This window comes from Streptomyces sp. TBY4, assembly GCF_024213195.1.
In the GTDB taxonomy this organism is placed as follows: Bacteria; Actinomycetota; Actinomycetes; order Streptomycetales; family Streptomycetaceae; genus Streptomyces.
Genome location: NZ_JANAVF010000001.1, coordinates 744,073 through 765,194 on the forward strand (window position 1 = coordinate 744,073; position 21,122 = coordinate 765,194).

The 21,122-nt window shown below is 72.0% G+C and carries 18 protein-coding genes; 11 read left to right on the forward strand and 7 right to left on the reverse strand.

The genetic code is table 11. The annotated features are described in order from the left end of the window. Position 1: 1 nt before the first annotated feature. The 8 genes from NLX94_RS03490 to NLX94_RS03525 all read left to right on the forward strand — a co-directional run bounded on the left by NLX94_RS03490 (position 2) and on the right by NLX94_RS03525 (position 8,863). A complete protein-coding gene (locus NLX94_RS03490; protein WP_254381042.1) occupies positions 2 to 2,098 on the forward strand; it encodes a protein meaA in 2,097 nt (698 codons plus the stop codon). Continuing rightward, entirely contained in the window at positions 2,095 to 3,069 is a 975-nt protein-coding gene (locus tag NLX94_RS03495) for a CoA ester lyase (RefSeq protein ID WP_254381043.1), read from the forward strand. Before NLX94_RS03490 ends, NLX94_RS03495 begins: the two co-directional genes overlap by 4 nt. A gap of 4 nt (positions 3,070 to 3,073) precedes the next feature. Then, on the forward strand, positions 3,074 to 3,586 hold the full coding sequence (locus NLX94_RS03500; protein ID WP_030010163.1) for a MaoC family dehydratase: 513 nt from the start codon (positions 3,074 to 3,076) through the stop codon (positions 3,584 to 3,586). A gap of 4 nt (positions 3,587 to 3,590) precedes the next feature. Next, positions 3,591 to 4,796: an acyl-CoA dehydrogenase family protein gene (locus tag NLX94_RS03505; RefSeq protein WP_254381044.1), complete on the forward strand. Its 1,206-nt coding sequence runs from the start codon at positions 3,591 to 3,593 to the stop codon at positions 4,794 to 4,796. 185 nt (positions 4,797 to 4,981) lie between these two features. Then, positions 4,982 to 5,638, forward strand: a complete 657-nt coding sequence (locus tag NLX94_RS03510; RefSeq protein ID WP_254381045.1) for a phosphatidylserine decarboxylase — start codon at positions 4,982 to 4,984, stop codon at positions 5,636 to 5,638. Between the two features lie 67 nt (positions 5,639 to 5,705). Next, on the forward strand, positions 5,706 to 6,488 hold the full coding sequence (pssA, locus tag NLX94_RS03515; protein WP_266912559.1) for a CDP-diacylglycerol--serine O-phosphatidyltransferase: 783 nt from the start codon (positions 5,706 to 5,708) through the stop codon (positions 6,486 to 6,488). Between the two features lie 316 nt (positions 6,489 to 6,804). Then, the gene (locus NLX94_RS03520) at positions 6,805 to 8,298 is read left to right on the forward strand and encodes an AlkA N-terminal domain-containing protein (RefSeq protein ID WP_254381047.1); all 1,494 of its coding nucleotides are present in this window, start codon (positions 6,805 to 6,807) and stop codon (positions 8,296 to 8,298) included. Positions 8,299 to 8,359: 61 nt separating this feature from the next. Next, positions 8,360 to 8,863 (forward strand): methylated-DNA--[protein]-cysteine S-methyltransferase, encoded by a 504-nt coding sequence (locus NLX94_RS03525; protein ID WP_254381048.1) that lies wholly within the window; start codon positions 8,360 to 8,362, stop codon positions 8,861 to 8,863. A gap of 8 nt (positions 8,864 to 8,871) precedes the next feature. Here the strand turns inward: NLX94_RS03525 and NLX94_RS03530 are convergent, their stop codons facing one another. Genes NLX94_RS03530 through NLX94_RS03545 form a run of 4 tightly spaced genes read right to left on the reverse strand, consistent with a single transcriptional unit; the run spans position 8,872 to position 12,100 of the window. Beyond that, the gene (locus NLX94_RS03530) at positions 8,872 to 9,315 is read right to left on the reverse strand and encodes a GNAT family N-acetyltransferase (RefSeq protein ID WP_254381049.1); all 444 of its coding nucleotides are present in this window, start codon (positions 9,313 to 9,315) and stop codon (positions 8,872 to 8,874) included. Positions 9,316 to 9,334: 19 nt separating this feature from the next. Beyond that, entirely contained in the window at positions 9,335 to 9,763 is a 429-nt protein-coding gene (locus NLX94_RS03535; RefSeq protein WP_254381050.1) for a hypothetical protein, read from the reverse strand. A 52-nt stretch (positions 9,764 to 9,815) separates the two neighbouring features. Beyond that, complete coding sequence (locus tag NLX94_RS03540; RefSeq protein WP_254381051.1) at positions 9,816 to 10,316, reverse strand: NUDIX hydrolase; 501 nt, start codon at positions 10,314 to 10,316, stop codon at positions 9,816 to 9,818. A gap of 38 nt (positions 10,317 to 10,354) precedes the next feature. Then, entirely contained in the window at positions 10,355 to 12,100 is a 1,746-nt protein-coding gene (locus NLX94_RS03545) for a BCCT family transporter (protein WP_254381052.1), read from the reverse strand. Positions 12,101 to 12,244: 144 nt separating this feature from the next. On the opposite strand from NLX94_RS03545, the gene NLX94_RS03550 reads away from it, so the two are divergent. Beyond that, positions 12,245 to 13,393, forward strand: a complete 1,149-nt coding sequence (locus tag NLX94_RS03550) for a glycerate kinase (RefSeq protein WP_254381053.1) — start codon at positions 12,245 to 12,247, stop codon at positions 13,391 to 13,393. A gap of 303 nt (positions 13,394 to 13,696) precedes the next feature. Here the strand turns inward: NLX94_RS03550 and NLX94_RS03555 are convergent, their stop codons facing one another. Beyond that, complete coding sequence (locus tag NLX94_RS03555; RefSeq protein WP_254381054.1) at positions 13,697 to 14,314, reverse strand: cysteine hydrolase family protein; 618 nt, start codon at positions 14,312 to 14,314, stop codon at positions 13,697 to 13,699. Positions 14,315 to 14,510: 196 nt separating this feature from the next. Here NLX94_RS03555 and NLX94_RS03560 point away from each other — a divergent pair, with 196 nt between their 5' ends. Together NLX94_RS03560 and NLX94_RS03565 are read left to right on the forward strand one after the other, a co-directional pair. Then, positions 14,511 to 15,515 (forward strand): GlxA family transcriptional regulator, encoded by a 1,005-nt coding sequence (locus NLX94_RS03560; RefSeq protein ID WP_254381055.1) that lies wholly within the window; start codon positions 14,511 to 14,513, stop codon positions 15,513 to 15,515. Then, positions 15,512 to 18,373: a SpoIIE family protein phosphatase gene (locus NLX94_RS03565; RefSeq protein ID WP_254381056.1), complete on the forward strand. Its 2,862-nt coding sequence runs from the start codon at positions 15,512 to 15,514 to the stop codon at positions 18,371 to 18,373. The genes NLX94_RS03560 and NLX94_RS03565 overlap by 4 nt, the downstream gene beginning before the upstream one ends. A 34-nt stretch (positions 18,374 to 18,407) precedes the next feature. Here the strand turns inward: NLX94_RS03565 and NLX94_RS03570 are convergent, their stop codons facing one another. Continuing rightward, positions 18,408 to 18,998 carry a GNAT family N-acetyltransferase gene (locus NLX94_RS03570; protein WP_254381057.1) on the reverse strand — a complete coding sequence of 197 codons (591 nt, stop codon included), beginning with the start codon at positions 18,996 to 18,998 and terminating at the stop codon, positions 18,408 to 18,410. A 57-nt stretch (positions 18,999 to 19,055) separates the two neighbouring features. After that, the gene (locus NLX94_RS03575) at positions 19,056 to 21,113 is read right to left on the reverse strand and encodes a SpoIIE family protein phosphatase (protein WP_254381058.1); all 2,058 of its coding nucleotides are present in this window, start codon (positions 21,111 to 21,113) and stop codon (positions 19,056 to 19,058) included. Positions 21,114 to 21,122 lie beyond the last annotated feature (9 nt).

The window sequence follows — 21,122 nt, forward strand, 5'->3', positions numbered from 1 at the left end:
GATGACAGAGCGCCAGAAGGACCGTCCGTGGCTCATGCGGACGTACGCCGGCCACTCCACGGCCGAGGCGTCCAACGAGCTGTACCGCCGCAACCTCGCCAAGGGCCAGACCGGCCTGTCGGTCGCGTTCGACCTGCCGACGCAGACCGGCTACGACCCCGACCACATCCTCGCCCGCGGCGAGGTCGGCCGGGTCGGGGTCCCGGTCTCCCATCTGGGCGACATGCGGCGGCTGTTCCAGGACATCCCCCTGGAACAGATGAACACCTCGATGACGATCAACGCCACCGCCATGTGGCTGCTGGCGCTCTACCAGGTGGCCGCCGAGGAGCAGGGCGCGGACATCGCCCTGCTCCAGGGCACCACCCAGAACGACATCGTCAAGGAGTACCTCTCGCGCGGGACGCACGTCTTCCCGCCCGGGCCCTCGCTCCGCCTGACGACGGACATGATCGCGTACACGGTCAACCACATCCCGAAGTGGAACCCGATCAACATCTGCAGCTACCACCTGCAGGAGGCCGGGGCCACCCCCGTCCAGGAGATCTCCTACGCGATGGCCACGGCCATCGCCGTCCTGGACTCGGTGCGCGACTCGGGCCAGGTCCCGCCGGAGCGGTTCGGCGAGGTCGTCGCCCGGATCTCCTTCTTCGTGAACGCGGGCGTCCGCTTCATCGAGGAGATGTGCAAGATGCGCGCCTTCGGCCGCATCTGGGACCAGGTCACCCGCGAGCGCTACGGCATCGAGAACGAGAAGCAGCGCCGCTTCCGGTACGGCGTCCAGGTCAACTCCCTGGGCCTGACCGAGGCGCAGCCGGAGAACAACGTCCAGCGGATCGTGCTGGAGATGCTCGCGGTCACCCTGTCCAAGGACGCCCGCGCCCGCGCCGTGCAGCTGCCGGCCTGGAACGAGGCGCTGGGCCTGCCCCGGCCCTGGGACCAGCAGTGGTCGCTGCGCATCCAGCAGGTCCTGGCGCACGAGAGCGACCTGCTGGAGTACGAGGACATCTTCGCCGGCTCGCACGTGATCGAGGCCAAGGTCGAGTCCCTGGTCGCCGAGTGCCTGGCCGAGATCGACCGGATCCAGGAGATGGGCGGCGCGATGGCGGCCGTCGAGTCCGGGTACCTCAAGGGCGAGCTGGTCTCCTCGCACGCCGAGCGGCGGGCCCGGATCGAGGCCGGCCAGGACAAGATCGTCGGCGTCAACTGCTTCGAGCAGACCGAGGAGAACCCGCTCACCGCCGACCTGGACGGCGCCATCATGACGGTGGACGGGGCCCTGGAGGCGCAGACCGTCGAGCGCATCGGCCGCTGGAAGGCCGAGCGCCAGGAGTCCTCGGACCGGCAGGGCGGCGGCGACCCGTTCGTCTTCCCCACGGTCATGCAGGCCCTGGACCGCCTGAAGGAGGCCGCCGCCGGGGACGAGAACCTGATGGAGGCCACCCTGGAGTGCGCCCGCGCCGGTGTCACCACCGGCGAGTGGGCCGGCGCGCTGCGCGAGGTGTTCGGCGAGTTCCGGGCGCCGACCGGGGTCTCCTCGGCCCCGGTGGCCGTGACCGCCGAGGAGGGGACCCCCATGGCCCTCGTCCGCGCGAAGGTCTCCCGTACCGCCGACGAGCTGGGCTCCGGCCGGCTGCGGCTGCTGGTCGGCAAGCCCGGCCTGGACGGGCACTCCAACGGCGCCGAGCAGATCGCCGTACGGGCCCGCGACGCCGGCTTCGAGGTGGTCTACCAGGGCATCCGGCTGACCCCCGAGGAGATCTCCTCGGCGGCCCTGGCCGAGGACGTGCACTGCGTGGGACTGTCCATCCTGTCCGGCTCGCACAGCGCGCTCGTCCCGGACGTGCTGGAACGCCTGCGCGCGGCGGGGGCGGGTGACATCCCCGTCGTGCTCGGCGGCATCATTCCGAATGCCGACGCCGTGGCGCTCAAGGAGGCCGGAGTGGCCGCGGTCTTCACCCCGAAGGACTTCGGCATCACGGAGATCATCGGCAAAATCGTCGACGAGATCCGCAAGGCGAACAAGCTCCACCCGCTCGGCGACGCCGATATCACCGACATCACAGACATCACCGCAAGCACGGAGGTCCCCGCATGACCACGCCCTCTTCCCCGGTCAACCGGCTGCGGCCGCGCCGCTCCTGCCTCGCGGTGCCGGGTTCCAACCCCCGGTTCCTGGAGAAGGCCCAGGGCCTGCCGGCCGACCAGGTCTTCCTGGACCTGGAGGACGCCTGCGCCCCGCTCGCCAAGGAGGGCGCCCGCCACACGATCGTGGACGCGCTGAACAACGGCGACTGGACGGGCAAGACCCGCGTGGTGCGCGTCAACGACTGGACCACGCACTGGACGTACCGCGACGTGATCACGGTCGTCGAGGGCGCCGGCCAGAACCTCGACTGCATCATGCTGCCGAAGGTCCAGGACGCCCAGCAGGTCGTGGCCCTCGACCTCCTGCTCACGCAGATCGAGAAGACGATGGGCTTCGAGGTCGGCAAGATCGGCATCGAGGCGCAGATCGAGAACGCCAAGGGCCTGGTCAACGTCGACGCGATCGCCGGCGCCTCGCCGCGGCTGGAGACCATCATCTTCGGGCCGGCCGACTTCATGGCCTCCATCAACATGAAGTCCCTGGTCGTGGGCATGCAGCCGCCCGGCTACGGCGCGGACGCCTACCACTACATCCTGATGCGGATCCTGATGGCGGCCCGCATGCACGACCTCCAGGCGATCGACGGCCCCTTCCTCCAGATCAAGAACGTGGACGGCTACCGCGAGGTCGCCGGGCGCGCGGCGGCCCTGGGCTTCGACGGCAAGTGGGTGCTGCACCCCGGCCAGGTCGACGCGGCCAACGAGGTCTTCTCCCCCTCCCAGGAGGACTACGACCACGCCGAACTGATCCTCGACGCGTACGACTGGTGCACCTCGGAGGCCGGCGGCAAGAAGGGCTCCGCGATGCTCGGCGACGAGATGATCGACGAGGCCAGCCGCAAGATGGCCCTGGTCATCTCGGGCAAGGGCCGCGCCGCCGGCATGCAGCGCACCACCAAGTTCGAGATCCCGGAGGCGTAGCACCATGCAGTTCGGACGCACCTACGAAGAGTTCGAGGTCGGCGCGGTCTACAAGCACTGGCCCGGAAAGACGGTCACCGAGTACGACGACCACCTCTTCTGCCTGCTGACCATGAACCACCACCCGCTCCACATGGACAGCAACTACGCCGAGAACACGACCGACTTCGGCAAGAACGTGGTCGTGGGCAACTACATCTACTCGCTGCTGCTCGGCATGTCGGTGCCGGACGTCTCCGGCAAGGCCATCGCCAACCTGGAGATCGAGTCGCTGCGGCACGTCGCCCCGACCTTCCACGGGGACACGATCTACGGCGAGACCACGGTCCTCGACAAGACCCCGTCGAAGTCGAAGAACGACCGCGGCATCGTCTACGTGGAGACCAAGGGCTACAAGCAGGACGGCACCCTCGTCTGCGTCTTCCGGCGCAAGGTGATGGTCCCGACCGAGACGTACATCAAGGAGCGCGGCGGCGAGCAGCCCGGCCGCCCCACGCTGAAGGAACAGGGGAAGTAGAACCATGAGCCGACTTGCCCAGACCGCCGGCCTGACGGACGACCAGAGGGACATCCTCAAGACCGTCCGGGAGTTCGTCGACAAGGAGATCATCCCGGTCGCGACCGAGCTGGAGCACCGGGACGAGTACCCGCAGCAGATCGTCGACGGCCTCAAGGAACTCGGCCTCTTCGGCCTGATGATCCCGGAGGAGTACGGCGGCCTGGGTGAGTCGCTCCTCACCTACGCCCTGTGCGTGGAGGAGATCGCGCGCGGCTGGATGTCCGTCTCGGGCATCATCAACACCCACTTCATCGTCGCGTACATGCTCAAGCAGCACGGCACCCAGGAGCAGAAGGAGTACTTCCTCCCGCGGATGGCGCTGGGCGAGGTGCGCGGAGCGTTCTCGATGTCCGAGCCGGGCCTCGGCTCCGATGTGTCGGCCATCACCTCGAAGGCGGTGAAGGACGGCGACGAGTACGTCCTGAACGGCCAGAAGATGTGGCTGACGAACGGCGGCACGTCCACGCTGGTGGCCGTTCTGGTCCGCAGTGACGAAGGACACCCCGAGGGCACCGCGCCCCACAAGTCGATGACGACCTTCCTGGTGGAGAAGGAGGCCGGCTTCGGTGAGGTCCGGCCCGGCCTGACCATCCCCGGCAAGATCGACAAGATGGGCTACAAGGGCGTCGACACGACCGAGCTCATCATGGACGGACTGCGCATTCCGGCCAATCGGGTCCTCGGCGGCCAGACCGGCCGAGGGTTTTACCAAATGATGGACGGGGTCGAGGTCGGCCGCGTCAACGTGGCGGCCCGTGGCTGCGGCGTCGCGCAGCGTGCGTTCGAGCTGGGTGTCTCGTATGCCCAGCAGCGTCATACTTTCGGCAAAGCCATCGCCGAGCACCAGGCGATCCAGTTCAAGCTGGCCGAGATGGCTACCAAGGTCGAAGCCGCCCATGCGATGATGGTCAATGCAGCACGCAAAAAGGACTCCGGGGAACGAAACGACCTCGAAGCAGGGATGGCGAAGTACCTCGCCTCCGAGTACTGCAAGGAGGTGGTGGAGGACGCGTTCCGCATCCACGGTGGCTACGGCTTCTCGAAGGAGTACGAAATCGAGCGTCTCTACCGGGAGGCACCCATGCTGCTCATCGGTGAAGGTACCGCCGAGATCCAGAAAATGATCATCGGGCGACGCCTGCTCGAGGAGTACCGGCTCCAGGGCTGAAAGTCCCTTTTGCGGTAAATCGTCCACCGGTTTACCGCAAAAGAGTCACTAGCAGTCACTGGCTCCCGGCCATCGACTCGGCTTCTGGCTTGCCCAGTTGTTGCGCGCAACCGATAGCATTCCAGTAAAGCCGCCGTCCCGTCCCCCCGTTTGCGGCGCGGCATCACCCGCTACGAAGGTCATCCATGCCCCACAGCCAAACCTCTGCACCTCGCGTCGGCCTCCTCGGTGGACGCCTCGCGCGCGGAGCATCGCCGTGGCTTCTGCCGACCGTCGCCACCGCCGCCGTCAGCCTCGTCCGGGCCCGCAAGTCCGGACGCTGGGCGGCAGTGGCCGTGCCCACCACCGCGCTCGCGGCGGGCATGCTGTGGTTCTTCCGCGACCCCGAGCGTGAGATCACGCAGGGCCGGGTCATCTCCCCCGCCGACGGTGTGGTGCAGAGCATCATGCCGTGGAAGGACGGGCGGACCCGCGTCGCGATCTTCATGAGCCCCCTGAACGTCCACGTCAACCGCGCGCCCCTCGCGGGCACGGTGACGTCCGTGGAGCACATCCCCGGCGGATTCGTTCCGGCGTTCAACAAGGAGAGCGAGAACAACGAGCGCGTCGTCTGGCACTTCGACACCGAACTCGGCGACATCGAGATGGTGCAGATCGCCGGCGCCGTCGCCCGTCGCATCGTCCCGTACCTGCCGGCCGGTACCAAGGTGGAGCAGGGCGAACGCATCGGTCTGATCCGCTTCGGCTCCCGCGTCGACATCTACCTCCCCGAGGGCGTCGAGGTCGCGGTCGAGGTCGGACAGGCCACCACCGCGGGGGTGACCCGAATTGACCGTGACTGAACCTGAAACCCCGGCCGCCGGCTGGGTGCCCGAGGCTGCTCCCGAGGAGGAGTCCACCGAGGACGACATGCCGCTGTCACTGCGGCTGTCGATAGCGGACACCCTCACCCTCGGCAACGCCACGTGCGGATTCATGGCGGTGTACTTCACCACCACCGGGATCCTCATCCCGCACCTCACCGGCAGCGGTGAGTCGGGCATGGCCCGCAGCAGCGCGGCCACGGCCGTGATACTGATGCTGCTCGCCGCGGTCTTCGACCTCTTCGACGGCATCGTGGCCCGCAAGCTGCGCAGCTCGCCGATGGGCGCGGAGCTGGACAACCTGTCCGACCTGATCAGCTTCGGCCTGGCTCCGGCGTACTTCGTCCTCGTCTACGGCATGGTCGCCGACGACGCGGTGCAGAAGATGTCGGCGCTGGCGGCGATCGTGGTGCTGCTGGCCGTCGTCCTGCGCCTCGCGAGATTCAGCTGCGTGGCGATGAAGGACGGCATGTTCCAGGGCATGCCGAGCCCCTTCGGCGCGCTGACGGTCGTCTCGATCGTGCTGCTGGAGCTGCCGTTCATCCCGACCCTGCTGGCGATCGTCGGCGTGGCCTGGCTGATGGTGAGCCGGGTCGAGTACCCCAAGCCGCGGGGTGTCCTCGCGGTGGCGATGCTCAGCTGGATCGTCGCGGCGATGGGGCTGCTGGCCGCGTGGGCGTTCGACGCGCCGGGCGGCGGGCTGCTGCTCCAGACCGGCTGCGCGCTGCAGATCGCTCTGGCGGCGACCATCCCGCTGTTCGCGACGACCCGTCGCGCGAACACGTTCCGCCACAACCGCCGCGAGGCCCGGGCCACCCAGGCCCCGTAGCCCCGCCGCACGCGCACGCAAGGGCCCCCGACCGCCACCAGGCAGCCGGGGGCCCTTCCGCATCCCCGGGGGCCGCCCTACGCCGCTGCGCGGAGCCTGGCCGCCCCGCGGGCCCGCCTGTGCCGCTGCGCGGGGCGGAGTTCCCCTACCCGCCCTTCGCCCGTTCCCCGGGCTGCGCCCGGACCCCCTCTGGGGCTCCGCCCCAGACCCCGCGCCTCAAACGCCGGCGAGGCTGGATATGCCGCGCAGCGGCGCGCTTAGGCTTGGTGTCGGAAAACCGCCAGCCTCAGGCGTGTGCGGTCGGGAGGATGGAGCCATGTACACCGATACGGAGCGTTGCGTTCGGGCCGTCCAGTCGAAGGACGCGCGGTTCGACGGGTGGTTCTTCACCGCCGTGCGGACCACCGGGATCTACTGCCGGCCCAGCTGCCCCGCCGTACCGCCCAAGGTCGAGAACATGACCTTCCTGCCCAGCGCCGCCGCCTGCCAGCAGAACGGGTACCGGGCCTGCAAGCGGTGCCGGCCCGACACCTCCCCCGGCTCCCCCGAGTGGAACGCCCGTGCCGACGCCGTCGCCCGCGCCATGCGCCTCATCCAGGACGGGGTGGTCGACCGGGAGGGGGTCCCGGGGCTGGCCTCCCGGCTCGGGTACTCCGCCCGCCAGGTGGAGCGCCAGCTCGGTGCCGAGCTCGGCGCCGGGCCGCTCGCCCTCGCCCGGGCCCAGCGCGCGCAGACCGCCCGGCTGCTGATCGAGACCTCCGGGCTCCCGATGGGCGACATCGCCTTCGCCGCCGGGTTCTCCTCGATCCGGACCTTCAACGACACCGTCCGCGAGGTCTTCGCGCTGGCCCCGAGCGAGCTCCGGGCGCGGGCCGCCGGCCGGGGGGCCGTCCCGGGCCCCGGACCCGCACAGGTGCCCGGCACCATCAGCCTGCGGCTCCCCTTCCGGGCCCCGCTCACCCCGGACAACCTCTTCGGCCACCTCGCCGCGACCGCCGTGCCCGGGGTCGAGGAGTGGCGGGCCGGCGCCTACCGCCGCACGCTGCGGCTCCCGTACGGCACCGGCGTCGTCGCCCTGACCCCGCGGCCCGACCACATCGGCTGCCGGCTCGCCCTCACCGACCTGCGCGACCTCACCATCGCCATCAGCCGCTGCCGCCGGCTGCTGGACCTCGACGCGGACCCGGAGGCCGTCGACGAGCAGCTGAGCTCCGACCCGCTGCTGGCGCCCCTCGTGGCCAAGGCTCCGGGCCGCCGGGTGCCGCGTACGGTCGACGCGGAGGAGTTCGCCGTACGGGCCGTGCTCGGCCAGCAGGTGTCCACCGCGGCGGCGCGCACGCACGCGGCCCGCCTCGTACGGGCCCTCGGCGAGCCGGTGACCGACCCCGACCCCGAGGGCGGGCTGACGCACCTGTTCCCCACCTCGCAGGCGCTCGCGGGGATGGACCCCGAGGCGCTGGCCCTGCCGCGCAGCCGGCGGACCACCTTCACCACGCTCGTCTCCGCCCTCGCCGACGGCTCGCTCCCGCTCGGCATCGACAGCGACTGGGAGGCGGCCCGCGCGAGGCTGGGCGCGCTGCCCGGCTTCGGGCCGTGGACCACCGAGATCATCGCGATGCGGGCCCTGGGGGACCCGGACGCCTTCATTCCGGCCGACCTGGGGATCCGGCGGGCCGCGACCTCGCTCGGGCTGCCGTCCACGCCCGCGGCGCTGACGGCCCGCGCGGCGCACTGGCGGCCCTGGCGCGCGTACGCCGTGCAGTACCTGTGGGCCACCGAGGACCATCCGATCAACGTCCTGCCCGCCTGACCCCGCCGACAGCGACACCGACAGCGACACCCACACCGACTTCCGAGGAGCACGAGCCGTCATGAGCAGCAGCACCAGGCAGCACACCGTCGTGGACAGCCCCTACGGGCCGCTCACCCTCGTCGCCGACGGCGGGGTCCTCTGCGGCCTCTACATGACCGGGCAGCGCCACCGTCCCGCCGAGGAGTCCTTCGGGGAGCGGGTCGCCGCCGGCGAGGCCCCCTTCCCTGAGGTGGTGCGGCAGCTGACCGCGTACTTCGCCGGGGAGCTCACCACCTTCGACCTTCCGGTCCGGCTGGAGGGCACCGAGTTCCAGCGCAGCGTGTGGGAGCAGCTCGTACGGATCCCCTACGGGCAGACCTGGTCCTACGGGGAGCTGGCCGCGAAGCTCGGCAAGCCGAACGCCTCGCGCGCGGTGGGGCTGGCCAACGGGAAGAACCCGGTCGGCATCATCGTGCCCTGCCACCGCGTCATCGGGGCGTCCGGCTCCATGACCGGCTACGGCGGCGGCATCGACCGCAAGGTCCGCCTCCTGGCCTTCGAATCGGGCGCCGGGCAGCTCTAGGGCACGACCTACGGCTCGGTGAGCTGCTTGAGGAGGTGCACGTCCGCGTGCACCCCGTGGATCCCCGGGATCCGGGCGGCTTCCACATAGCCATGGCGTTCGTAGAAGCCGGGCGCCTGGAAGGTGTAGGAGGAGACGGCAACACGATCGCAGCCGCGTCGTCGCGCCTCCGTCTCCGCTGCCCGCAGGATCCTGCCGCCCCAGCCGTCCTTGCGGCTGTCGTCGCGCACCCAGAGCAGGTCGATGCCGCACAGAGCGCCCCAGGTCCACGCGGACAGTCCGCCGACCAGTTCGCCCGCCTCATCGGTGACCTTGACCGAGAACGTGCCGCGGTCGGACACGCCGGTGGCGGCCGTGTTGAAGGCGATGAGTTCCCCGGTCAGCCGGTCGTCGAGCTCGGTGTCGCCCTCGCCCGTGGTCAACGTCGGGCCGGAGCCGTGGTCAGTCGTCACGGCGCGGAGTATGTCAGCACTAGATGACCACCAGCGGGACCAGCAGGGCGAAGGCGGCGCCGGCCTCGACCGCGTAGCCGTACAGGGACGGGTGCTGGACGGGGGCCGCCAGCAGGACCACGCTCTGCTGGGTGGCGGCCGCTCCCACCCAGTCGGCGTCGGCGCCGAGGCCGCCCTGGTACCAGCCTTCGCAGGAGCCGGGGCCGGTGACGGCGAGGACGTCGTCCTCGCGGCGGTAGAAGGCCTGCCAGCCCTCGGCCGGCACGGACCAGGCCTCGAAGTCGGTGAACTGCGCCCAGCCGCCGTCCCGGATCGCGGTGTCGAACATCCAGACCGGCACCCCCTCCGGGGTGACCTCGCCGCTCTCCTGCTGGTCGGTGGTGAAGTGGACCATGGGCAGGGCGTCGGGCCCGTCCGCGGTACTGGGCCAGGCGTACATCGTGATCATCTGCTGAATTCTGTCCTGCTCGGTGTAGGCACGGAATAACAAGCGGCAGGGGCTACGAGGCCTGCGGCCTGCGGCCGTTCTCCAGCTCGGCGGTGCCCTCGCCGGTCCGCAGGATCCGGCACGCCTCCACCGTGCGCGGACCCAGGGAGCCGAGCAGATGGTCCGTCAACTCGGCCTCGTCCACCAGCTTCCACGAGAGCAGCTCCTCCTCCTGGAGCTTGATGGAGGCGAGCTGCGCGGCGTCGAGCACGCCGCCGTCGTAGAGGTACGCGACGAGCGGGGGCCGGCCCTCGCCGGTGGACCAGTCGACGGCGAGCAGCCGGCCGAGCGGTACGTCGATGCCGATCTCCTCGGCGCTCTCCCGGCGGGCGGCCGTGCGCGGGGACTCCCCCGAGTCCGACTCGATGGTGCCGCCCGGCAGGGCCCAGCCCTCCCGGTAGTTGGGCTCGACGAGGAGCACCCGGCCCCCGGCGTCCCGGAAGAGGGCGGCGGCTCCGGCCAGTACCCGGGGCAGGCTCGCGATGTAGGTGGCGTAGTCATCCGTGGTGGTCACCCGCGCCACCCTACCCAGCCGCCCCGGGCCCGTGGGGATCAGGCGTCCGGGGTGGAACCGCCCCCGGAGCCGGTGCCGTCCTCGCGGTCGCGGTTCCTCGACTCCGCCACGCGGCGCAGGCGCGGGTGGCGGGCGGGGCCCTGTTCGGTGATGGCGTCGCCGACCATGGCCTTGACGGCGTCCCGGAGTCCGTGGAGGGCGTGGTGGCGGACGGGGCCCGCGCCCGGGTCCTCCCGCAGCTCCTTCACCAGGGCCCAGCAGAGGATCAGCATCACCACCACGAAGGGCAGTGCGACCAGGATGGTGGCCGTCTGGAGGGACTTCAGGCCGCCCGCGACGAGGAGCACGGCGGCCACCGCCGCCATCAGCACGCCCCAGGTGACGACGAGCCAGGTCGGCGGGTGCAGGGAGCCGCGGCTGGTGAGGGAGCCCATGACGAGGGAGGCGGAGTCGGCGCTGGTGACGAAGTACGTCATCACCAGGAGCATCGCGATCCACGAGGTGACCGTGCCGAGCGGGAGCGCGTCGAGCATCGCGAAGAGCGTGGCCTCGGTGCCCTCCTTGGCCTTGGCGGCCATGTCGGCGACGCCGGTGGAGTCGAGGCGGATCGCGGTGCCGCCCATGACGCAGAACCAGACGACGGTGGCGCCGCTGGGCACCAGGAGCACGCCGATGAGGAACTCGCGGATGGTGCGGCCGCGCGAGATGCGGGCGATGAAGGTGCCGACGAAGGGGGCCCAGGAGAGCCACCAGGCCCAGTAGAAGATCGTCCACGCGCCGAGCCACTCGCTGTCGGTGAAGGCGCCGGTGCGGGTGGCCATCGGGAGCAGTTCGTGCAGGTAGCTGCCGATGCTCGCCGGGATCACGTCGAGGACGTAGACGGTCGGGCCGAGGACGAACACGAAGGCCATCAGGGCCGCGGCGAGCACGATGTTGATCGTGCTGAGCCATTTGACGCCCTTGTGCAGGCCGGAGAAGGCGGAGAGCACGAAGGCGGCGGAGAGGGAGACGATGATGATCAGCTCGACGGTGGTCGAGTCCTCGATGCCGGTGGTGATGTTGAGGCCCTTGGACACCTGGAGGGCGCCGAGGCCGAGGCTGGTGGCGGTGCCGAAGACGGTCGCGAAGACGGCGAGCAGGTCGATGGCCTTGCCGGGCCAGCCGTTGGCCCGCTCCTCGCCCATGAGGGGGACGAAGGCGGAGCTGAGGCGGTTGCCGCGGCCCTTGCGGAAGGTCGCGTAGGCGAGCGCGAGGCCGGCGATGCCGTAGATCGCCCAGGGGGTGAGGGTCCAGTGGAAGAAGGAGTAGTCGAGCGCGGCGCGGGCGGAGTCTCCGGTGCCGGGGGCCGCGCCGGAGGCCGGGGGCGGATTCAGGTAGTGGGTGAGCGGCTCGCCCACCCCGTAGAACATGAGCCCGATCCCCATGCCGGCGCTGAACATCATCGCGATCCACGCGAGGTTCGTGAACTCGGGATCCGAATCGTCCTTGCCGAGGCGGATCCGGCCGAAGCGGCTGATCGCGAGCACGACGCACATGACGAGGAACACATCGGCGGCGATCACGAAGAGCCACGCGAAGTTGCTCAGCACCCAGGCCAGGGCGCTGCTCGACGCCGAGTCGAAGGAACTCTTGCCGAGGGCCGCCCAGGCGACCACGGCCAGGACGGAGATCACTCCGATGGTGACGACGGCGTGGTCGGGAGTGCCGTCAGGGCCCTCGACGGGGCCCGCGGACCCGCCACCTGGGGAATCCGGACGTGGCTGTTCCAGTGAATCCGTGCTCATGCGGCCACACTATGCAGGCGTATATCCCTATTTAGGGGTATGCCGCGCCGCATGTGGCCCAGGCCACCCATGGGCATAGGAGGATCCTCCGGATAGGCTCATGGGTGGCGCGACTGCACTGTTCGATAGCAAGGGATTAGCAAGGTGACGGACGGAGCAGTAACTGAGACCGCGCGCGTGCTCATCGCCGCGGACAAATTCAAGGGCTCGCTCACGGCCGTTCAGGTCGCGGAGCGGGTGACGGCCGGCCTTCGCAAGGCCGTACCGGGCGTGGAGATCGAGACCCTCCCCGTCGCGGACGGCGGCGACGGTACGGTCGCGGCCGCCGTGGCGGCCGGTTTCGAACGCCGGGAGGTACGGGTCACCGGACCGCTCGGTGACCAGGTCACGGCCGCTTTCGCCCTGCGCGAGGGCACCGCGGTGGTCGAGATGGCGGAGGCCTCCGGGCTCCAGCTGCTGCCGGCGGGTGTCTTCGCCCCGCTGACGGCGACCACCTACGGCTCCGGCGAACTGCTGAAGGCCGCACTCGACGCGGGAGCACGCTCGATCGTCTTCGGTGTGGGCGGCAGCGCCACCACCGACGGCGGTGCGGGCATGCTGGCCGCGCTGGGCGCGGTGTTCCTGGATGCGAACGGTGAACCCGTCGGTCCGGGCGGCGGCGCGCTGGCCGGGCTGGCCTCGGCCGACCTGTCGGGCATCGACCCCCGCATCAAGGAGATCGACTTCGTCCTGGCGAGCGACGTGGACAACCCTCTGACGGGTCCGAAGGGCTGCGCAGCGGTCTACGGTCCGCAGAAGGGGGCGTCGCCCGAGGACGTGGCGACGCTGGACGCGGCGCTGGCGCACTTCGCGGTGGTCCTGGAGAAGTCGATCGGCTCCCTGGCCGCCGAGGCGGCCGTGTCGCCCGGCGCGGGCGGGGCGGGCGGCATCGGCTACGGGGCCCTGCTGCTCGGTGCCTCGTTCCGTCCCGGCATCGAACTGATGCTGGAAGTGCTCGGCTTCGCGCCGGCGCTGGAGCGGGCCACGCTGGTCATCACCGGTGAGGGTTCGCTGGACGAGCAGACCCTCCACGGCAAGGCTCCGGCCGGTGTCGCGGCGGCGGCTCGCGCGGCCGGCAAGCCGGTCGTCGCGGTCTGCGGCCGCCTGCTGCTCACGCAGGAGGCGCTGTCGGCGGCCGGGATCCAGCGGGCCTACCCGCTCACGGATCTGGAGCCGGACCCGGCGGTGAGCATCCCGAATGCGGGGCCGCTGCTGGAGCGGGTGGCGGAGAACATCGCGGCCGACGTCCTCTGAGGACGGCGTCCGCCCCTTCCGGCGGCCCGGACCCCCTGACGGGGGGTCCGGGCCGCCGGCGTTCCCGGGGCGGGTCGGGCCCATGCGGCCCTGCGGGGCATGTCCCCTACCCGCCCTTCGCCCGTTCCCCGGGGCTCCGCCCCGGACCCCGTGCCCTCAAACGCCGGGCGGGCTGGATTTATCCAGCCCGCCCGGCGGTTGAGGGCACGGGCGCGAAGCGCACGTACGGGTCCGGGCGCAGCCCGGGGAACGGTGGAAGGGCGGGTAGGGGACTTCGCCCCGCAGGGCTCGCCCGCCGTCGGGTCAGGGCCGGGCCAGGGACGGCGCGGCGGTGCGGGCCGCGGTGACGAGCTCCTCGGTCGTGACGATCCGGGCGAAGTCGCCGCCCTGGAGGTTGACCGCCGTGGCGGTGGCGAGCTGGTCGGCCGTCAGGCGGGGTGCGTCCGGGCCCGGTCCGGCAGCCAGGTCGAAGGTGTGGGTGGCATCGAGCGGCACGAGGACCTCGTAGCCCAGGTTCCCGGCCATCCGGGCCGTGGTCTCCACGCACATGTTCGTCTGGATCCCGGTGATGACGAGCTGTCCGACGCCCTGCGCAGTGAGCCAGTCGGCGAGGTCCGGGGTGCCGTAGAAGGAGGAGTTGACGGACTTGGTGACGTGCAGGGCGGCCCGGCCGGCCCGCTCGGCGACGAAGTCCTTGAGGGCGTACCCCGGCCGGTCCGGCGCGAGGACGGAGCCGGGGGTCCGGGAGGCGTGCTGCACGAGCACGATCGGGCGGCCGGTCTCCTGCCAGGCGTCCATCAGCGCGGCGATGTTGGCCTCGGCGGCCGGGTTGTTGCGCGGTCCCCAGAACGCGGGGTCGTCGAAGCCCTGCTGGACATCGATGACCAGCAGGGCACTGTTGGCGGCGATCTCGTTCGTCATGCCCTCATCCTGGGCGGCCCCACCCCCTCGGACCAGTACCGCCCGGGCTCCGAACCGATGGGATCCTGCCACCGTGGCAGTCCGGGCCCAGGAAGACCCATGGGTGGGCTCCGCCCCAGCTCGGGGGCCTCGCGGCGGCATCCGCAGGGGGCTCGGCCCTCCCCCTCGGCCGGGTCCCCGTGGCAGACTCACGGCCATGCACCGCGTCGCGATCGTGGCCCAGCCCGGCATTCGCGCTTTCGACCTGGCCGTCATCACCGAGGTCTGGGGGCACGACCGCGGCCACCGCGGGGTACCGCCCTTCGAGCTGCGCCGGTGCGCCCTCGACCCCGGCCCGATCCCGCTCCCCGGCGGACTGTCCCTGATGCCGGACCGCGGGCTCGACTGGCTCGCCCGCGCCGACCTCGTCGTGGTCCCCGCGCTGGACCGGCCCTGTGACCCGACGCCCGAGCCGGTCCTCGCCGCCCTGCGGGACGCGCACGCGCGGGGCATCCCGGTGGCCGCCCTGTGCGCCGGCGCCTTCATCCTCGCCGAGGCCGGGCTGCTGGCCGGCCGCAGGGCCGTGACCCACTGGTCCCTGGCCCCGGCGCTGGCCGGCCGGTACCCCGCCGTGCGCGTCGAGGAGGCCCCGCTCTACGTCGGGGACGACGGGCTGTGGACCTCCGCCGGGGTCGCCTCCGGCATCGACCTCTGCCTGCACCTGGTCCGGGAGGCGCACGGCTCCGAGGCGGCCGCCGCGATCGCCCGCTCGATGGTGACGGGCCCCTTCCGCACGGGCGGGCACGCCCAGTACCTGGACCGCCCGACCCCGCTCGCCGACCGGACCGCCGAGGCGCTGGCCCTCGTACGGGAGCGGGCGCTCGGGCGGCTGCACGAGGCGCTGGACGTGGCGACCCTGGCCCGGTGGGCCGGGATGTCGCCGCGGTCCTTCGCCCGGCACTTCGCCGCGGCGACCGGCACCACCCCGCACAAGTGGCTCCTGGGCCACCGTCTGGACGAGGCGCGCAAACTGCTGGAGCGCACCGACCATCCGGTCACCGAGGTGGCCCGGCGGGCCGGATTCGCCAGCGAGGTCACCTTCCGGCAGCACTTCACCTCGTACGTCGGCACGAGTCCCCGTGCGTACCGTGCGGCCGCTGCCGCACCAGGAGCCCCGGGGCCTCCCCCAAACCACGCCGACAGTGTTAGAAAGGGCTCATGACCGGACGTTTTGGCCTAGCCAGGGGCTCCGACGGAGCGCCCGAGGACAGGCCCCCGCCCGAGGACGGGTCCCCACCCGGAAGCGGGCCCGGACACGGACCGGGAACCGGCGAAGGACCGGGAACCGGCCACGGATTCTTCGCGCACCTCTCGCTCGGTGCCCGCAGCGTCGCCGGCCAGGTGTTCGCCCTGCAGGCCGTCCTCGTGCTGGTGCTGATCACCGCCGCCGCCACGGCCCTGTTCTTCCAGGCCCGGTACGACAGCCAGCGCGACGCCCGCAACCGCTCCCTCGCCGCCGCCGAGGCCTTCGCGCACGCTCCCGGCCTGCCGGCGGCCCTGGAGTCCGCCGACCCCACCGCCGTGCTCCAGCCGCTGGCCGAGGGCGCCCGCAAGGCTTCGGGGGTCGATTTCATCGCCGTCATGACCACCGACGGGATCCGGTACACCGACTCCCGCCCCGAGCTGATCGGCCGCCGCGCCACCGGCGACCTCTCCCGGGCCGCGGCCGGACAGGCCTTCACGGAGACCTTCCAGGGCAAGCCCAGCGACGTGGTCCGCGCCGTGGTGCCCGTACGGGACTCCGCGGGCACGGTGGTCGGCCTCGTCGCCACCGGCATCGAGGTCGGGAACGTCGGCGAGGTGGTCGAGGGACAGCTGCCCCTGCTCCTCGGCGCGGCCACCGGCGCCCTGCTCCTCGGCACCGGCGGCGCGGCCCTCGTCAGCCGCCGGCTGCGGCGCCAGACCCGGGGCCTCGGCGAGGCCGAGATGACCCGGATGAACGAACACCACGAAGCGGTTCTGCACGCCGTCCGCGAGGGCGTCCTGATCATCGACGCCGACGGCCGGCTGCTGCTCGCCAACGACGAGGCCCGCCGCCTCCTGGACCTGCCCGCCGACGCCGAGCGGCGGCACGTGGGCGAGCTCGGCCTCGATCCGGCCACGGCCGCGCTGCTGGCCTCGGGGCGGGTCGCCACCGACGAGGTCCACCGGGCGGGCGACCGACTGCTCGCCGTGAACGTCCGGCCCACCAAGCCCTACGGGGGCCGCCCGACCGGCACCGTGACCACCCTGCGCGACTCGACCGAGCTCGCCGCGCTCTCCGGCCGGGCCGCGGTCGCCCGGGACCGCCTCCAGCTGCTCTACGACGCCGGTGTGCGCATCGGGACCACCCTGGACGTGGTGCGCACCGCCGAGGAGCTCTCCGAGGTCGCGGTGCCCCGGTTCGCGGACTTCGTCACCGTCGAGCTGCTGGAGCCGGTGCTGCGCGGCGAGGAGCCCGGGGGCGGTGCGCACACCGAGATGCGCCGGGCCGCCATCAGCGGGATCCGCGTCGACTCCCCGCTCCAGCCGGTGGGCGACGTCATCCGCTTCGTGGTGCCGACCGCGCCGATGGCGACGGCCCTGGACGCCGGACGGGCGGTGCTCGCGGCCGATCTGACCGCCGCCTTCGGCTGGCGGGCCCAGGACCACGACGGCACCCGGGTGGCCCTGGACTACGGGCTGCACTCGCTGATCTCCGTACCGCTGCAGGCCCGCGGGGTGGTCCTCGGCATGGCCAACTTCTGGCGGGCCGACACCCCCGAGCCCTTCGACGAGGAGGACCTGTCCTTCGCCGAGGAGCTGGCGGCGCGGGCCGCGGTCTCCATCGACAACGCCCGCCGCTTCACGCGCGAGCACGCGGTCGCGGTGACCCTGCAGCGCAGCCTGCTGCCGCGGGTGCTGCCCGATCTGAGCGCCGTGGACGTGGCCTTCCGGTACCTGCCGGCGAAGGCCGGGGTCGGCGGGGACTGGTTCGACGTGATCCCGCTCGCCGGGGCCCGGGTCGCGCTGGTCGTCGGCGACGTGGTGGGGCACGGGGTGCACGCGGCCGCCACGATGGGCCGGCTGCGGACGGCCGTGCACAACTTCTCCACCCTGGACCTGCCGCCCGACGAGCTGCTGGGCCACCTCGACGAGCTGATCGACCGGATCGACCAGGACGAGTCCTCGGGGGACGGGGGCTGCGGGGAGGGCGGCGAGTCCTCGGGCGTCACCGGCGCCACCTGCCTCTACGCGGTGTACGACCCGGTGTCCGGGCACTGCGCCATGGCCAGCGCCGGCCATCCCGGCCCGGCCCTGGTCATGCCCGACGGGCGGGTGGAGTACCCCGAGCTGCCGATCGGGCTGCCGCTGGGCGTCGGCGGGATGCCCTTCGAGGCCGTGGAGCTGCGGCTGCCCGAGGCGACCCGGCTCGTGCTGTTCACCGACGGGCTGCTGGAGGACCGCGACCGGGACTTCGACACCGGCCTGGGCATGCTGACCGAGGCCCTGTCCCGGCCGGACCGCAGCCCCGACCAGGCCTGCGCCGACGTACTGGCCTCCCTGCTGTTCCCGTCGCCGAGCGATGACATCGCCCTGCTCATCGCCGACGCCCGGCGGCTCCCGGCCGACCGGATCGCGGAGTGGGAGGTGCTCCCGGACCCCTCGGACGTGTCCCGGGTCCGCCGGGCGGGCTCCGCGCAGCTCACCGACTGGGGGCTGGGGGACGTCACCTTCACCGCCGAGCTCATCCTCAGCGAGCTGATCACCAATGCCATCCGGTACGGGACCCCGCCGATCCGGGTCCGGCTGCTCCGCGACCGCACCCTGATCTGCGAGATCTCCGACGGCAGCAGCACCTCGCCGCACCTGCGCTACGCGGCCACGACCGACGAGGGCGGGCGCGGCCTGTTCCTCGTCGCCCAGTACGCGGAGCGCTGGGGCACCCGCTACACGGACCGCGGCAAGGTGATCTGGGCGGAGCTCCCCCTGACGGGCGCGGCCGAGCCGACGCCCCCGTCCGTCGTGGACCTGGAGGCCCTGGAGGACCTGGCCTGGTAGGCGGACGGCCGCTCGGAGCAGGGCGGACGGCCGCTCAGAGCCGGGCGGCCAGCCGGTCCTTCGCCTGCGGCCATTCGTCCGCCAGCAGGGAGAAGTACACGGTGTCGCGCCAGGTGCCGTCCTGGCGGCGGCGGTGGCGGCGCAGGACGCCTTCGCGCTGTGCGCCGAGGCGGGCGATCGCGGCCTGGGAGCGGGTGTTGAGGTGGTCCGTCTTGAGCTGGACCCGGCCCATGCCCAGGTCCTCGAAGGCGTGGGTGAGCAGGAGCAGTTTGGACTCGGTGTTGACGGCGCTGCGCCAGTGGGCGCGCCCGTACCAGGTCCAGCCGATCTCCAGGCGTTCGTTCTCCGCGTCGATGTCCATGTACGTGGTCCAGCCGACGGCCCGGCCGCTGTCGAGGTGGACGACGGCGAAGGGGACGTACGCGCCGCGCTCCGCGTCGGCCAGCAGGGCGTCGAGGGTGGCGCCCAGCTCCTCCGGGGTCCGCGGCGTGCCGCCCACCCACCGCCAGACCTCCTCGTCGCCGCCGCCGGCCGCGTACAGGTCGGGGAGGTGGCTCCGGGTCAGCGGCTCCAGGCGGACGTGGCGGCCGGTGAGGGTGATGGGGGACGGCGCTTTGGCAGACATGGGAGAGAAGATAGACCACCTCTGCACTAGACACAAAACATTATTGCACTAGTGCATTCATTCCTTCACGGTCCGGGCCAGCAGCACCGCCACGTCGTCCTGCGGGGCCTCCGGGAGGAGGCGTTCCAGGATCGCGTCGCACAGCGCCTCCAGCGGCTCCCCCGCACCCCTCAGGGCGCCCGCCAGCCCGGCCATCCCCTCGTCCAGGTCCCGTTCCCGGGACTCGATGAGGCCGTCCGTGTAGAGCACGAGGAGGCTGCCCGGGCCGAGCCGGACCTCCTCCGTGCGGAACTCCCGTCCGCCCGTGCCGAGCGGGGTCCCCGGCGGGCCGTCCAGGAAGGTCACGGCCCCGTCGGCCGCGACCACCGCCGGCGGCGGGTGGCCGGCCCGGGCGATGACGCAGGCGCCCGTCACCGGGTCGTGGACGGCGTAGACGCACGTGGCCATCTCGTCCTCGCCGAGGTCGGCCACCACCGCGTCCAGCGAGCGGAGCATCTGCTCCGGGGTCACCTGCTGCCGCGCCAGGGTCCGTACCGCGGTGCGCAGTTGGCCCATGACCGCGGCCGCGTGGATGCCGTGGCCCATCACGTCGCCGATGACCAGACCGGTCCGGCCGTCCGGCAGCTCGATCACGTCGAACCAGTCGCCGCCGACGTCGTGGTCACTGGCCGGCAGGTAGCGGCCGGTCAGCTCCAGTCCGGCGACCTCGGGCAGCGCGTTGTTGCTCAGACTGCGCTGCAGGGTAAGCGCGGCCGCGCGCTGGGTGGTGTACATCCGGGCGTTGTCGATGTTCAGGGCCGCCCGGGCCACCACCTCGTCGATGAGCTCGAAGTCCTCGTGGTCGAAGGGGTCGCGCCCGCGCACCCGGGTCACCACCACCACCCCGAGCACCTGCCCGCGGGCCACCAGCGGGACCATCCGGGCGCAGCCGAGGGTGGCCAGGTAGGCGCGGAGCGCGGCCGCGCGCGGATCCTTGATCAGGGCCGGGATGTCGGCCGTGAACAGGTTCATGGGCTGGCCCTCGGTGATGACCTGCTCGTAGGCGGTGTGCGCCGGGATCTGGAAGGTCTGCCCGGCGACCAGCTTGGAGGTGGGGGCGCCCGGGTCGGGGAAGAGGGCGGCCAGCCGGCGCAGGACGCCCCGGGTGGACGCGCCGGCCTCGTCCGGATCCAGCACGGCTTCCAGGAGCTGCACGTCGGCCGAGTCCGCGAGCCGCGGTACCAGCACCTCCACGATCTCCTGGGCCGTCTGCCCCAGGTCCAGCGTGGTGCCGATGCGGGTACCGGCCTCGGCGAGGAGGGCGAACCTGCTGCGCGCCCGCTCCGCCTCCGCCTGGGCGCGCTGCCCGTCGGTGATGTCGATGAGGGAGGCGATCAGGCCGAGCCGCCGCCCGGAGCCGTCCAGCAGCGGGGCGTAGGAGCAGGACCAGGTCCGGTCGTGGTCGGGGTCGGCGGGGGTGCGGCCGGTGCGGCGGACGTCCACGACGGCGGAGCCGCATTCCAGCACTTTGCCCATGAGCCGTTCGAGGTCGAGGGCGTTGACCCCGGGCACGACCTCGGTGAGCCGTTTGCCGACGTGCTCGGCGGCGGACACCCCGTTCATCCGGGCGAGGGCGTCGTTGACGCGCAGGAAGCGCAGGTCGGGGCCGAGGGTGCCGAGCCCGATCGGCGACTGGGTGAACAGGCTCTGCAGGGCGGCGAGCGAATCGCGCATCAGCAGGACCTCGGAGGTCTCCACGGCGATGAGCAGGGACCCGGTGCGCCCCTGCGGATCGGGGGCGGGCAGGATCCACATCTCCATCGGGACCTGGTGGCCGTCGCGGTGGCGCACCGGCAGCGTGCCGACGACCGTCTCCCCGGCCTGGACCCGGCAGGTCAGCTGGTCGGCGAGCTCGTGGTTGGCGTCGGGGACGAGCACGTCGGAGCCCGGCCGGCCGAGGATGTCCTCGGGGCGGTGGCCCAGCAGGTCCTGGGCCGCCAGCGACCACTCGACGACGATCCCGTCGGCGTCCTCCCGCCACAGGGCGATCGGCAGCAGCTCGCTCAGCACGCCCGCGTACCCGACAGCAGCCACCGGCTGGTCCGGTACCTCGCTCGTCTCCTGGTAGGTGTCCACTGCGCCGAC

Coding starts and splice junctions, on each gene's coding strand:
- NLX94_RS03560 (WP_254381055.1), top strand. CDS start 14,511: ATGCACCGCGTCGCGATCGTGGCCCAGCCCGGCATTCGCGCTTTCGAC.
- NLX94_RS03510 (WP_254381045.1), top strand. CDS start 4,982: ATGCCCCACAGCCAAACCTCTGCACCTCGCGTCGGCCTCCTCGGTGGA.
- NLX94_RS03505 (WP_254381044.1), top strand. CDS start 3,591: ATGAGCCGACTTGCCCAGACCGCCGGCCTGACGGACGACCAGAGGGAC.
- NLX94_RS03535 (WP_254381050.1), bottom strand. CDS start 9,763: ATGATCACGATGTACGCCTGGCCCAGTACCGCGGACGGGCCCGACGCC.
- NLX94_RS03495 (WP_254381043.1), top strand. CDS start 2,095: ATGACCACGCCCTCTTCCCCGGTCAACCGGCTGCGGCCGCGCCGCTCC.
- NLX94_RS03545 (WP_254381052.1), bottom strand. CDS start 12,100: ATGAGCACGGATTCACTGGAACAGCCACGTCCGGATTCCCCAGGTGGC.
- NLX94_RS03565 (WP_254381056.1), top strand. CDS start 15,512: ATGACCGGACGTTTTGGCCTAGCCAGGGGCTCCGACGGAGCGCCCGAG.
- NLX94_RS03490 (WP_254381042.1), top strand. CDS start 2: ATGACAGAGCGCCAGAAGGACCGTCCGTGGCTCATGCGGACGTACGCC.
- NLX94_RS03520 (WP_254381047.1), top strand. CDS start 6,805: ATGTACACCGATACGGAGCGTTGCGTTCGGGCCGTCCAGTCGAAGGAC.
- pssA (WP_266912559.1), top strand. CDS start 5,706: ATGCCGCTGTCACTGCGGCTGTCGATAGCGGACACCCTCACCCTCGGC.
- NLX94_RS03570 (WP_254381057.1), bottom strand. CDS start 18,998: ATGTCTGCCAAAGCGCCGTCCCCCATCACCCTCACCGGCCGCCACGTC.
- NLX94_RS03500 (WP_030010163.1), top strand. CDS start 3,074: ATGCAGTTCGGACGCACCTACGAAGAGTTCGAGGTCGGCGCGGTCTAC.
- NLX94_RS03555 (WP_254381054.1), bottom strand. CDS start 14,314: ATGACGAACGAGATCGCCGCCAACAGTGCCCTGCTGGTCATCGATGTC.
- NLX94_RS03525 (WP_254381048.1), top strand. CDS start 8,360: ATGAGCAGCAGCACCAGGCAGCACACCGTCGTGGACAGCCCCTACGGG.